Annotated in this window: 14 protein-coding genes; 4 read left to right on the top strand and 10 right to left on the bottom strand. The window is 43.8% G+C overall.

Going from position 1 to position 12,846, the window contains the following annotated elements:
- Positions 1-23 precede the first annotated feature (23 nt).
- Positions 24-1,223, bottom strand: a complete 1,200-nt coding sequence (locus AAC006_RS04015) for a helix-turn-helix domain-containing protein (protein WP_126874038.1) — start codon at positions 1,221-1,223, stop codon at positions 24-26.
- A 199-nt stretch (positions 1,224-1,422) separates the two neighbouring features.
- Here AAC006_RS04015 and AAC006_RS04010 point away from each other — a divergent pair, with 199 nt between their 5' ends.
- A complete protein-coding gene (locus tag AAC006_RS04010; RefSeq protein ID WP_126874039.1) occupies positions 1,423-2,349 on the top strand; it encodes a DUF2306 domain-containing protein in 927 nt (308 codons plus the stop codon).
- 179 nt (positions 2,350-2,528) lie between these two features.
- On the opposite strand, the gene AAC006_RS04005 is transcribed toward AAC006_RS04010, so the two are convergent.
- Together AAC006_RS04005 and zapE are read right to left on the bottom strand one after the other, a co-directional pair.
- Positions 2,529-3,251 carry a YebC/PmpR family DNA-binding transcriptional regulator gene (locus AAC006_RS04005; protein WP_013785342.1) on the bottom strand — a complete coding sequence of 241 codons (723 nt, stop codon included), beginning with the start codon at positions 3,249-3,251 and terminating at the stop codon, positions 2,529-2,531.
- A gap of 120 nt (positions 3,252-3,371) precedes the next feature.
- On the bottom strand, positions 3,372-4,469 hold the full coding sequence (gene zapE, locus AAC006_RS04000; protein ID WP_126872506.1) for a cell division protein ZapE: 1,098 nt from the start codon (positions 4,467-4,469) through the stop codon (positions 3,372-3,374).
- Between the two features lie 263 nt (positions 4,470-4,732).
- On the opposite strand from zapE, the gene AAC006_RS03995 reads away from it, so the two are divergent.
- The 3 genes from AAC006_RS03995 to AAC006_RS03985 all read left to right on the top strand — a co-directional run bounded on the left by AAC006_RS03995 (position 4,733) and on the right by AAC006_RS03985 (position 7,943).
- Positions 4,733-5,170, top strand: coding sequence for a DUF1043 family protein (locus AAC006_RS03995; RefSeq protein WP_013785344.1), 438 nt, complete (start codon positions 4,733-4,735; stop codon positions 5,168-5,170).
- Positions 5,171-5,250: 80 nt separating this feature from the next.
- On the top strand, positions 5,251-6,618 hold the full coding sequence (locus AAC006_RS03990) for a DegQ family serine endoprotease (protein ID WP_126872505.1): 1,368 nt from the start codon (positions 5,251-5,253) through the stop codon (positions 6,616-6,618).
- Positions 6,619-6,872: 254 nt separating this feature from the next.
- Positions 6,873-7,943, top strand: coding sequence for a trypsin-like peptidase domain-containing protein (locus tag AAC006_RS03985; protein ID WP_041452585.1), 1,071 nt, complete (start codon positions 6,873-6,875; stop codon positions 7,941-7,943).
- A gap of 114 nt (positions 7,944-8,057) precedes the next feature.
- On the opposite strand, the gene murA is transcribed toward AAC006_RS03985, so the two are convergent.
- The 7 genes from murA to mlaF all read right to left on the bottom strand — a co-directional run bounded on the left by murA (position 8,058) and on the right by mlaF (position 12,762).
- The gene (murA, locus tag AAC006_RS03980) at positions 8,058-9,320 is read right to left on the bottom strand and encodes a UDP-N-acetylglucosamine 1-carboxyvinyltransferase (protein WP_013785347.1); all 1,263 of its coding nucleotides are present in this window, start codon (positions 9,318-9,320) and stop codon (positions 8,058-8,060) included.
- 14 nt (positions 9,321-9,334) lie between these two features.
- Positions 9,335-9,592 (bottom strand): BolA family protein, encoded by a 258-nt coding sequence (locus tag AAC006_RS03975; RefSeq protein WP_126872504.1) that lies wholly within the window; start codon positions 9,590-9,592, stop codon positions 9,335-9,337.
- A 44-nt stretch (positions 9,593-9,636) separates the two neighbouring features.
- Positions 9,637-9,945 (bottom strand): STAS domain-containing protein, encoded by a 309-nt coding sequence (locus AAC006_RS03970; protein ID WP_126872503.1) that lies wholly within the window; start codon positions 9,943-9,945, stop codon positions 9,637-9,639.
- Complete coding sequence (locus AAC006_RS03965; protein WP_126872502.1) at positions 9,942-10,607, bottom strand: ABC transporter substrate-binding protein; 666 nt, start codon at positions 10,605-10,607, stop codon at positions 9,942-9,944. Before AAC006_RS03965 ends, AAC006_RS03970 begins: the two co-directional genes overlap by 4 nt.
- A 98-nt stretch (positions 10,608-10,705) precedes the next feature.
- Entirely contained in the window at positions 10,706-11,179 is a 474-nt protein-coding gene (gene mlaD, locus AAC006_RS03960) for an outer membrane lipid asymmetry maintenance protein MlaD (protein WP_013785351.1), read from the bottom strand.
- 9 nt (positions 11,180-11,188) lie between these two features.
- Positions 11,189-11,965, bottom strand: a complete 777-nt coding sequence (mlaE, locus tag AAC006_RS03955) for a lipid asymmetry maintenance ABC transporter permease subunit MlaE (RefSeq protein WP_013785352.1) — start codon at positions 11,963-11,965, stop codon at positions 11,189-11,191.
- Positions 11,962-12,762 (bottom strand): phospholipid ABC transporter ATP-binding protein MlaF, encoded by an 801-nt coding sequence (mlaF, locus tag AAC006_RS03950; protein ID WP_126872501.1) that lies wholly within the window; start codon positions 12,760-12,762, stop codon positions 11,962-11,964. Before mlaF ends, mlaE begins: the two co-directional genes overlap by 4 nt.
- Between the last annotated feature and the right edge of the window lie 84 nt (positions 12,763-12,846).

The following is a 12,846-nucleotide window of genomic DNA, read 5'->3' as shown; positions in this document are numbered from 1 at the left end:
AGTGTAAATCTGAACTGCTGTTTTTATAGGATTGGCACACTACAATTCATTGTGCTTCCCTGCTTTCTATATTCATTTGGCATTTGCCCTGAAATAGCTTTAAACACCCGATTGAATGTTGCTAAGGACGAGAACCCACTCTCCAATGCTATTACCAAAATGCTCCATTGCTGGCATTCGTTGCTTCGTAATAATTGCTTAGCGTGTTTTACCCTGAACTGATTTACGAAAAGGTTGAAGTTGGCAGTAGCAAAATAGCCTCTGATGACCTTGCTTACTTTGTATTCCGACGTGTTCAACGCTTGCGCTAAATGAGCAATTTTTAAGTTTGGCTGCAGGAATATTTGTTCTTGATGAATTAACCTATTTATTCCTTTCACTATAGACATATCAATGGCTTCATCTTGTTGTATTGCACCGCCCTCACTGCAAGTGCTAGTGAGACAAGAAGAATCAGACATGCCGCCATTTAATGATTGACTAGCTGTGTCAGCGTTAACTTGATTTCGTGGTTCATTCTGTTGTTGTTTTTTTATTTGGCCGCTAAGTCGAACACTCATTTTTTGCGCGTGAACCACGTACTGAATAGCGCCAAGAATTAGCATTGCCGAAGAACATATTAACCAGGGTGCGTAATATTCAATTTCTGAGGGCGTGAATAGAAACTTAGGTAATATTGAAGAATTAAATAAGCCTAGGAAAAAGGCAGTGGCAAAAACAATCGACTGGCGCTTTTGTGTGGTATTTTTGTTCTCGAACCCGCGTAGAGCTTCCCAAAAAGACAACGCTAAAATGCTTGATGAAAGCAAAGTCGTAATTTCATTCATTCCCTGTTTAAGTTTAAGCATCTGTGCTTGGTTTAGCAGGTGTGGAATATCGCTCGATACTACTAAGTGCCACGTTTGATTAAATATCACTAATCCTGCAATCACAAATGCGACTGCAAAGTGCCTACGACTTAAGGGGTTGTGTTCTCGAAATAACGTTCTTGCAATTAACCAAACCACATTGCATGTCGCACAGGTTGCTAGCCCAATAACATATTGATATACACCAAGGGTGTCAGCACTCAATTTCTGCGTGGCCATCATACAAAGCGATGCACTAAATATGGCAACTAAATAGTCTACCGATTGCTTATCTTTTTTAAGTGCATGAGTAAGCATTGTGCTCAAACTACAGCACACTAAAAGGTAATAAGGTAACTCGTTATGCCATGCCACAGGGGTTCTACGCCTTAATATATAGCTCTGCCCTCAGTGTAAGAAGAATCACCGCCAAGCACAAAAGAACTTTGTTAAGGAGTATGTCAAAAGCCCCAACTTAAGGTATTCATTTTTCGAATTTGAGAAGAATGAGCCCTTATTTTCTATACGATAGAGGGACATTAGAGGGCAAAGCATTTATTCAAGAGGCAAAGATATGTTGGCGAAAAGTACCTTAGCACCGGTTTCTCTTAAACCTGACCCCCCAACTCCCGATCCACTAACACCCACTACTGCGACACCCACTAGCTTATCAGCCGCATCGAAACTTTATGAGGCGAGTCAGAAAATAGCATTTTCTTGTTTGCTCATCGCACAAGCTTTTTTTGTTAGTTATCTGATTGCAGGCTATGGCTTTACAGTTGTGACTGTTGGAGTATCTCAATGGAATCGCTTTAATAGCACGGCCTATGTTGCGGGCGACTCACTTGGCAATGGGATGTACGCCGCGCATGTTTTATTGGCGATAGTAATGATTATTGGCGGAAGCTTGCAGCTAGTACCAGCCATTAGGCGTAACTATAAAACGTTTCACAAATACAATGGCCGGCTTTTTGTCACCCTTGCGTGCAGTATCTCGCTAGCGGGCATGTATCTCCTGTTATCTCGGGGTACCGTTGGGAATCCTTTACTACATGGGTTAACGGCTTTTTCAGGCGTGATGGTGATTGTAAGTAGTTTCTTTGCGATTCGTGCCATAAGAAACGCTAACGTGACGCTGCATCAAAGGTGGGCGCTACATTTGTTTTTAGCCGCCAATGGCGTGCTCTTTTTTAGGTTATTCATATTCGCTTGGATGACACTTTTTGGCACCCTTGGCATTAATACTGCCGACTTTACTGGTCCTGCCGTAATAAGTGTAAGTGTACTGTCTTACGTAGCCCCTCATATTATTGTGCAGTTAATTTGGGTAGTTAAAGTAACTGCTACCGACCGTGCTACTGGCAGTGCTGCTGGCAATACTAATCGAGTATCCCTACTCAAAAACCTAATAAGCGTAACGCTGCTTGTTGTCTCTGCTGTGTTTATTATTGGTCTTTTTGGCTTAACATTAGGGAGTTGGTATCCCGCCGTTGTCGCCTAGCTTTACCTTAGTAAATGACCCTAGGAATTGGGCCTAGGAAATAGAGCCAGAAAATAGAGGCTGTGTGAATCTAGACTAAAAGCACTCTGTCCCCCATTCCTCTATTACTTTTGCCAAGCCTATACAAACGAAAAAGCCCTCAATCATAGAGGGCTTTTAAAGAGTAGATCGTGTTCGGTCTAGTTCGGTGTTATACCGTTATGGTAAACATCTTGTACGTCGTCACAGTCGTTCAGCATGTCCATGAATTTTTCAAACATTGGCATGTCTTCTTCGCTGATTTCTGATTCCGTTTGCGGGATCCAACTCATCTCTTCTGCATCAAAGCTAATATCTGGGTAAGCTTCAGTAAGCGCAGTTTTAACTTGGAAGTACTCAGTATGCGGTGCATAAACGGTAATTTTTCCGTCTTCGCCTTCCACTTCAGTCACATCAACATCCGCTTCCATTAAGACTTCCAAAATAGCGTCTTCGTCGTCACCATCAAACTGGAATACCGCTTGATGATCGAACATGTGCGATACCGCACCTTGAGCGCCAAGCTTTGCATTAGTCTTAGTGAAGCAGTTGCGTACTTCTGTAATGGTACGGTTAGCGTTATCAGAAAGACAATCCACAATTACCATGCAGTTGCCTGGACCAAAGCCTTCATAACGCATTGGTTGGAAATCTTCACCTGCGCCACCAGCGGCTTTATCAATCGCTTTATCGATAACGTGACCGGGTACTTGGTCTTTTTTCGCTTTTTCCATTAAGCGACGAAGCGACAAGTTAGTATCTGGATCGGCGCCGCCGTTTTTAGCGCACACGTAAATTTCTTTACCGTACTTAGAATACACTTTAGTTTTCGCGCCAGCGGTCTTGGCCATGGCGGCTTTTCTTACTTCGAATGCTCTTCCCATCTTAAGATTCTCTTTTTTACAAATGGAGTTCTGCCATCAGTAGCAGAAAAAATTGGGCAAATTCTACCGATTTTATGCCCAACAATACAGTGCCACGGGCACTCTCGCTGTTTTTATTGGTTAAGGTAAGTGCTCAGTAGCTAAGTATTCGTGCGATTGCATTTCGCTCAAACGACTTAAACAGCGTCTAAATTCAAAGTTTAGCAGCCCCTCGCCGTACAAATTTTCCATCGCAACTTCGGCAGAAATAATCAGCTTTACGTGGCGTTCGTAAAATTCATCCACCATGGCAATAAAGCGGCGTGCAACGTCGTCGTTGTGTTGCCCCATCACCTTCACATTAGCCAGTAACACTGAATGGTAACAACGACTTAGTTCTATGTAATCACTTTGGCTTCGTGGGCCACCGCAAAGTGCATTAAACTCTATCATTAACACACCATCGGCATCTCTAAGCGTGTCTATTTGCCTATTATTAACTTCTATCGTTTCGTTTTCAGAACCCGCTTCAGGCGCCAACTGAGCAAAGTAACCATGCAAATTCTTAATCGCTTCACCATCTAATGGATAATGATAAATTTCAGCTTGCTCAAGAGTACGAAGACGATAGTCCACGCCACTATCTACGTTTATTACTCGCGTATTCTGATTGATTAAATCGATCGCAGGTAAAAAGCGTGCTCGCTGAAGGCCATTTTTGTACAAGTCATCCGGTACAATATTTGATGTCGCCACTAACACAATGCCATAACCGAAAAGTTCTTCCATTAGCGTGCCTAAAATCATGGCATCGGTAATGTCCGATACAAAAAACTCATCGAAACAAATCACCTTGGTTTCTTTCGCTAACTTGGCAGCAATCGTTTTTAATGGGTCTTGTGCGTTTGTAAGCTGCTTAAGCTCGTCATGAATTCGGTGCATAAACCGGTGAAAGTGTACTCGCATTTTATTTTCGAACGGCAGGCAGTCGTAAAAGGTATCTACCAAGTAGGTTTTCCCTCTGCCTACGCCGCCATAAAAATAAATGCCTTGAATGCCTGCGTTCTTTTGACCTTTACCAAACGCCGACTTAAGTTTTACCCGCCAGGTATGCTTTCTCTCTGGCTGGGTTAACTCGTCGAACAAACGTTGTAATTCTTTAACTGCATTTTCTTGTGCTGCATCGTACTGAAACTCAGGCGACGTCAAATCTGCTTGATATTTTTCCCATGGCGTCATCGCCTATTCCACTCCCGCAAAATGTCAATAGTGGCCGTGGCTGCACCGACCTGCTTGAAATTATCAATTATGACCTTAATTTTAATGGAAATCACGGTAGAATCGCACCTAGTTAATTTGCATAGCTCGTATAAACACAATTAATGCGATCTCTATGCGCTTTTCATACCGGCTCTTGCTATATTCAAGTAATGGTCGAATGCATTAAGTAGCACGTATCAAGGTGTACTTAATGTGAGTAGTACGTTAATTCGGAGAATAGAATGGAACTGTTAGTGTCTCTTGCTTTACTAGTGGTGGGTTTAATCATTGGCTTTTTTATAGGTCGTTTTGTACAAACCAAAACGGGCGGGAATAGTGCGGCTCAAACTGAGCAACAAGTGAAAGAGATATTAGCTCAGCAAGCTCAACATCATATTCATCAAACTCGTCAAAGCCTTGAAGGTATTGAAAGTCAGTGCGAAACACTGAAGCAACAAATTGAAGAATACGAAGCATTGCTCACGCAAAGCAGTGACGATGAAGACGCTAAAGTCCCCTTCTATGGTGAACAAGCGACGTCTTACCTTCGCAACAATTTAAAAAGTTCTGAAAAGTCTAAAGTGAATAAAGTTTCCGACACCCAACCAAAAGATTTCGCAAATTCAGGGTCGGGGCTATTTGTCGGCGGTTCTGAGCAATCTACCGCAGACAAATCATAATTTAGGAACTTTTTCAGTTATTTCAGAGTCTTTAGTTAAATGATTCAATATCGCAATAACCTGAAGGAGTATAAGCGAGCATGAAAGTGTCTTTTCGTCAGTATATCGTGGCGTCTGCAGTATTAGTAAGTTCTCTTGGCTTTAGCGTGAACTCTTATGCGGCATTGCCGTTCTTTTCAGATAAAAAGGATGAGGTGCCCTCTCTAGCGCCCATGCTAGAAGAAGCGACCCCTGCGGTGGTGAGTATTGCTGTTGAGGGAACGCAAACTTCTCGTCAGCAAGTGCCAGAAATGTTTCAGTATTTTTTCGGCGCACCGCAAGAACAGGTTCAAGAGCGACCGTTTAGGGGCCTTGGCTCTGGTGTTATTATTGATGCGGATAAAGGCTATGTGGTAACGAACAACCACGTTGTCGATAATGCCGATGAAATTACTGTCAAGCTTACCGATGGCCGTGAGTTTAAAGCGAAAAAACTAGGCTCTGATGAACAAAGTGATATCGCTTTATTAAAAATCGACTCAGATGATCTCACTGCATTGCCGTTAGCCGATTCAGATGCACTACGAGTGGGTGATTTTGTGGTCGCTATCGGTAATCCTTTTGGTCTTTCACAAACGGTTACCTCGGGTATTGTGAGTGCATTAGGCCGCTCGGGTTTAAACATTGGAGGTTATGAAGATTTCATTCAAACCGACGCTGCGATTAACCGTGGAAACTCTGGTGGGGCTTTAGTTAGTTTGCGCGGCGAACTTGTTGGTATTAATACCGCTATTTTCGGTCCTAACGGCGGTAATGTGGGAATTGGCTTCGCTATTCCTAGTAACATGATGAAAAGCTTAGTCGATCAAATTGCTGAGTACGGTGAAGTTCGACGTGGTCTATTAGGTATTCTAGGCAGTGACATAGACGCTGGTCTTGCAGAAGCCATGAATGCTGATGTTAATATTGGAGCATTTGTAAGCGAAGTAACCCCAGACTCCGCTGCTGACAAAGCAGGTATCAAAGCGGGTGATATCATTACCGGTATTAATGGTAGAAACTTGCATAGCTTCCAAGAGTTGAGAGCTAAAATCTCTAGCATGGGAGCAGGTGCAGAAGTTGAACTTACCATTATGCGTAAAGGTAAGGAAATGAATATGGATGTGGTACTTGGCGATGCTACACAATCAACCGTCACGGCTGCACAAATTCACCCTGCATTGGAAGGGGCGACCTTAACGAATGGCACTGATGAAGCAGGTAATGCGGGCGTGGTGATTTCTGAACTGGCTAACGGCAGCCCCGCCGCACGTATTGGCTTGAAGCCTGATGATATTGTGATGGGCGTGAACCGCCTACGCACGCCATCTGTGGCTGAGTTTAGAGACGCGTTAGATAAAGCAAAAGGGGTGATTGCCCTTAATGTTAAACGCGGTAACTCTACGCTTTACTTATTGATTCGTCAGTAGTTGTAGCAAACTTATGCATTAAAACAGCGCCCATAGGCGCTGTTTTTTTGTGCGTAATTTAGTGAAAATGTGGGTTTGTCGTAAAATGCTTATACCCAATCGGATTAAAGACGACAGATTGACGGATAAGGTGATATCCTTTAACTTAATCAAATAAAAAATACCATTAACACATAGCCTTATTTTGCCATCTATTTTGGCTCAAATTTGTGGGCTGAAGTGCTTTGGCATTAAAAACAACGTAAGTGTGGCTTGTGACTGGCAGCTCGATAGTTAATTTCATCATAAAATCAATATTCCTTGGAACAATAGTAGCCTTGCTTCTGTTGTTTTTACTGCCGGATTTACGTCAAGGTAGCGGCCTGACACAAGGACTTTTCACTGAGCCCTCTGTGAGTGCTAGCCGTGAGAGCTATTTTGCCCCCTTAAGCCGCTCTGCCCCTGCTGTAGTGAATATTTATAGTGTCAGTATCGAGAACGACACTGGGTTGTTTCGTAATCAGCCTAGAGAGCGCGCCAGTTTAGGTTCAGGCGTAATCATGACCGAAAACGGCTACATTCTTACCTGTCACCATGTGGTAGAAAATGCTGATAGTATTTATGTTGCGGTACAAGACGGAAGAATTCTGGAAGCACAAATAGTTGGTAACGATCCACTTACCGATTTAGCAGTATTGAAAGTTACTGCAGACAACTTACACATTATTCCCCAAGTTTCTGAGCCAGATATTCATGTAGGTGATGTGGTAATGGCTATCGGTAACCCCTTCGATTTAGGTCAAACGATTACTCAAGGTATTGTGAGCCGCGCTGGACGCAACGGTCTATCTAACTACGTTGATTTCATTCAAACCGATGCCGTGCTGAACCAAGGTAATTCGGGCGGTGCACTGGTTGATAGCAACGGTATATTGCTGGGTATTACCAACGCAAATTTCCAGGTACGTGATTCTCGTAATCGTGTTCGGAATGTAGATGGTATTAACTTCGCGGTACCATACGAACTCGCTAAGCGAGTGATGGACAAAATTATCAATAACGGCCGTGTTATTCGTGGTCAACTAGGATTTATTGGTGGTGAGTACCGAAATCGCCCTGGAATTGAAGTTACAGCGGTGGCTAACGGTAGCGCTGCTGATGAAGCTGGCTTGCAACCAGGTGACATTATATTAGCCATTGACGGCATCCGGTTAGAAAGTGCATCTAAAACGTTAGACATGATTGCAGAAACTGCGCCTGGTACTACTTTAGAGCTTGAAATTAGCCGTGGTGGTAACCCGCTTACTATTAACGCTTTAGTTGCTGAGCTGCGTGCCCAAGAATAAGGCGCTGTAGCGCAAGCCTACGCTTACAAGCAAAAGCTTTTATATCAAGCACAAAAAAGCGCCTTATGATAAATAATCATAAGGCGCTTTTTTTATGAGCCGTTAATTAGCGCTTCATTCTTTTACACGCTCGATGTTGGCGCCAAGTGCACCTAGCTTCTCTTCAATGGCTTCATAACCGCGATCTAAGTGATAGATACGGTTTACATGGGTTTCGCCATCGGCAATAAGCCCAGCAATCACTAAGCTTGCAGATGCACGTAAATCGGTTGCCATTACAGGTGCGCCCTTAAGCGCAGAACTCCCTTTAGATACCGCAGAGTTACCTTCAAGGGCAATTTCAGCGCCCATGCGTTGTAGCTCTGGCACGTGCATAAAACGGTTTTCAAATATCGTTTCGGTAATAACACCTGTGCCTTCCGCAACGCAGTTTAATGTAACGAACTGGGCTTGCATGTCGGTGGGAAATGCAGGGTGTGGTGCGGTTTTAACGCGAACCGCTTTAGGTTGCTTGCCTTGCATGTCTAGCTCAATCCAGTCTTCACCTAAAGTGATAACCGCACCGGCTTGTTCAAGCTTATCGATAACAGCTTCTAACGTTTCCGGTGCAGCGTGAGTACAACGAATTTTTCCGCCAGTTACCGCAGCAGCAACTAAGAAAGTACCAGTTTCAATACGATCTGGCAGTACACGATAATCACAACCATTTAGGGTTTCTACCCCTTCAATCGTAATTTTATCAGTACCTGCGCCAGAAATAACCGCGCCCATCTGAATAAGACAGTTAGCTAAATCGACAATCTCAGGCTCACGTGCGGCATTTTCTAGCACGGTTGTGCCATCTGCCAGCGCCGCTGCCATCATTAGGTTTTCAGTAGCACCAACGCTCACCATGTCCATGAAGATGCGAGCACCTTTTAAACGGCCATCGACTTCAGCGCGAATATACCCTTCGTCTACTTCAATTTTAGCGCCCATCTTTTCAAGGCCAGTCAAATGAAGATTAACAGGGCGTGCACCTATCGCGCAGCCGCCAGGAAGTGATACGTTTGCTTTACCTTGCTTTGCAAGCAAAGGGCCTAACACCAAAATAGAGGCACGCATGGTACGCACTAATTCATATGAAGCTGTAATGCTTTGCAGCGTACTTGAGTCTAACACCACGTCATTCGCAGCAGGTTGTGCTACTTCAACGCCTAGCTCTCGTAGTAGTGCTACTGTGGTATTAATATCACGCAGTCGAGGCACGTTGGTATAACGACATGGCTGGTCGCTAAGCAAACTGGTCATTAGTAGTGGTAACGCAGCATTCTTAGCACCGGAAATACGCACGGTTCCCTGTAGTGCAGGGCCTTTCTTTATAACAAGTTTATCCACGAAAAAAGACCTGCTTACTGAGGAATGTGAAACTGGCGCTCACGCTCCCAGTCTTTTACTGAAAAGGTTTTGATGGTAATGGCATGCATAGACCCATCTGCAATCTTATCTGATAAAGGTGCATAAACAGCCTGCTGGCGTTTAACGCGGCTCATTTCATTAAAAATATCGCCTACCGCGATAATGTTGAAATGAGAACCTTCGCCTTTTACATGAACTTCATGAAGCTCTAGGGCGTCGGTGAGAATTTTTTCAATTTCGGACAATTCCATAACTTACTTCTTTACCTGCTTGTTCTTTACCTAGCTAATTAGGATCATTCTACTGGTAAAAAGCCATCAACGTCGCTTATTTTAGCCAGTTTACGTAATTTTTCTGGGAGTTCACGCAAGCTAACATTAATCCCCTCACGCTTTCCATCCCTAATTGCGTTTAATATCCAAGCTAATCCAGCACTGTCTACTCGCTCAACATCGCCCAAATCTATACAACACGTGCCGGCTTTAGCCAATATAGCGCTTTGCGATGAGGTTAAACTTTCAAAAAAATTTTTAGACAGAGTGTCACGATCTAAATGACCGTGCACGCTGACTTGGGCGTTATCGTTAACCTGAAAAAGGCTCACGCACTCTCTCCGTCAAAATCGATAGGCTCATCTTGGTTTAGCTCAACAGGCTTACCAATCTTATCTCTCATTAGCGCAATCACTGCATCAATACCGTCTTGACGAAGGATAGATTCAAACTCGCTGCGCTTACTATTTAGCATGCTGATACCTTCAGCTACCATGTCGTATGCTTTCCACTCATTTGTTTTTGAGTCTCTACGTACTTTAAACGCAATTTTGATTTCTGGGCGCTTAGGATCTTGTACTACGGCGCGAACCGTTACTGATTTTTTATCATCAAACGATGACTCAGGCTCAAACTGAACCGTTTGGTTGTCGTAGTAGCCCATAGCTACCGCGTAAGACGTAATAAGATATTGTCTGAATACGGTAATGTATTCACCCATTTTTTCTTGTGGAACCGATTTAAAGTGCTTGCCCAATACCATGAAAGCAGCAAATTTATAGTCGATATGAGGGACTAGCTCTTCTTCCATAATGGTGCGCAACATTTCAGGATCAGCTTTAACCGCTTCTTGGTTCGCTTTAATTCTATCGAAGGTTTTAGAAGCAACGCCTTTAACCAATTCATACGGGTTTTGCTCGTTGATTTCTTGAGCTTGCGCCATTCCCACTAAAGAGAACATCAACACACTCATTATTACCATTAACTTTTTCAATGCCTATCTCCTGAAACTAAATTCTTATTACAACAGACCTGACAATTCCCTTTTTGGTTTCATCAGGTCTTTATTAATTCTAATTAACCTTCGTATTCTTATTCTTCGTCACTACCGCGACTAAATAAGAATTGCCCTATCAAATCTTCTAATACCAATGCCGACTTCGTATCTTGCAAATAATCGCCGTCTTTAAGATTTGCTACCCCGTCAAACGAGAAACCTGGCTGGAAGCCAACGTATTGCTCACCCAGCAGGCCAGAAGTCAGGATTGAAACTGAGCTGGTTTCTGGAAAGCCGTCGTAGCTTTTCAAAATCGATAACTCTACTACGGGCGTGAAGTCTTCTTGATCAAGTGTGATGGAAGAAACTCGACCAACGTTCACACCCCCGACCTTTACAGATGACCGTGCTTTCAAACCACCGATGTTGTCGAATTTAGCGTATAGGGTGTAGGTATCACCATCGCCGCCTACCGATTGATTAGCCACTTTTAGTGCCAGCAACATAACTGCACCAATGGTTAATACAACGAACATGCCAACCAATACTTCAGATTTATATTTATTCATGACTCAACCCTACTCAATGCCAAACATAAGGGCGGTAAGCACGAAGTCCAGCCCTAATACTGCTAATGAAGAATACACTACAGTTTCTGTAGTAGCTTTGCTGATCCCTTCCGATGTAGGAATAGAATCGTAACCTTTAAATATGGCTATCCAGGTGACAACCAAGGCAAAAACAAGGCTTTTAATGATGCCGTTTACCACATCTTCGCCCCATTCCACCGTAGACTGCATAATTGACCAATAACTGCCAACATCTACACCCAACCAATCAACGCCCACTAGGTGACCGCCTAAAATACCGACCGCACTGAATATCAGCGCTAGCATTGGCATTGAAATGATGCCCGCCCAAAAGCGCGGCGCGACAATACGTCTTAGCGGGTCAACCGCCATCATCTCTAAACTGCTAATTTGTTCAGTTGCCTTCATTAAGCCAATTTCCGCAGTTAGTGCAGAACCAGCTCTACCAGCAAACAATAATGCGGTAACTACAGGACCAAGCTCACGAAGCAGCGATAACGCCACCATAGGGCCTAAGCTACCTTCAGCGCCGTAATCAACTAAAATAGTATAGCCCTGCAACGCCATTACCATGCCAATAAACAATCCTGACACGATAATAATTAACAAAGACTGAACGCCCACCACATGAACCTGTTTAATGGTAAGCGGAATGTTTTTTAATCTAGGAAGGGCAAGTAGCGCTCCCATTAACATGTAGGTAGCACGGCCAATGGCAGTTAACTTGCCAATGGTTTTAGCGCCTATCGATTGGAAGAACTTCATTTATCCCCTCCGAAAAAGGTATTTTCTATATCCGGAGCAGGGTAATGAAACGGCACAGGGCCATCGGCTTTACCTTTTAGGAACTGCTGAACCAGCTCTGAGTCGCTTTCTCTAATTTGCTGCGCGGTTCCTTCACCAATTACCCGTTTGTCTGCCAAAATATAAATATAATCGGCAATAGTGAGCACTTCAGTCACGTCGTGGGTTACCACTACGCTGGTTAAGTTTAGTGCGTCATTAAGCCCTCTGATTAATTTAACCAGTACACCCATTGAAATCGGATCTTGGCCGGCAAAAGGTTCATCGTACATAATAAGGTCTGGGTCTAACGCAATAGCTCTGGCTAATGCTGCACGACGTGCCATACCGCCAGAAAGTTCGCTTGGCATGAGTTGCGCTGCGCCTCTTAGGCCTACAGCCTGTAGCTTTAATGCGACAGTTGTGGCGATAAGATCTTCCGATAACTTGGTGTGTTCACGCAGCGGAAACGCCACATTGTCAAAAACGGTCATGTCTGTGAACAAAGCACCGCTTTGAAAAAGCATGCTCATTCGACGACGTGCTTGATAAAGCTCTTTACGGCTCATAGCGACAACAGAGTCGCCATCAAACTGTATATCACCTTCATCTGGTGTTAATTGCCCGCCAATAAGGCGCAGTAAGGTGGTCTTCCCTATACCGCTGGGGCCCATAACGGCCGTAATTTTTCCTTTCGGAATGCTCAGCGTAATACCGTCATAAATAACACGGTCTGCGCGTCGAAAGGTTAGGTTGTCTATCTCGACTAAATGGTCCATAGCGATTTTATTTATCGACCCTTGAATAATAAGTGATACCAGCAAAGCAAGTAATGATGCACATCACTCACTTCCTATAGATGT

Source organism: uncultured Alteromonas sp., from assembly GCF_963976965.1.
In the GTDB taxonomy this organism is placed as follows: Bacteria; Pseudomonadota; Gammaproteobacteria; order Enterobacterales; family Alteromonadaceae; genus Alteromonas; species Alteromonas naphthalenivorans.
The sequence above is the reverse complement of the archived record's forward strand: the minus strand, read 5'-3'. Positions and strand labels throughout refer to the sequence as shown.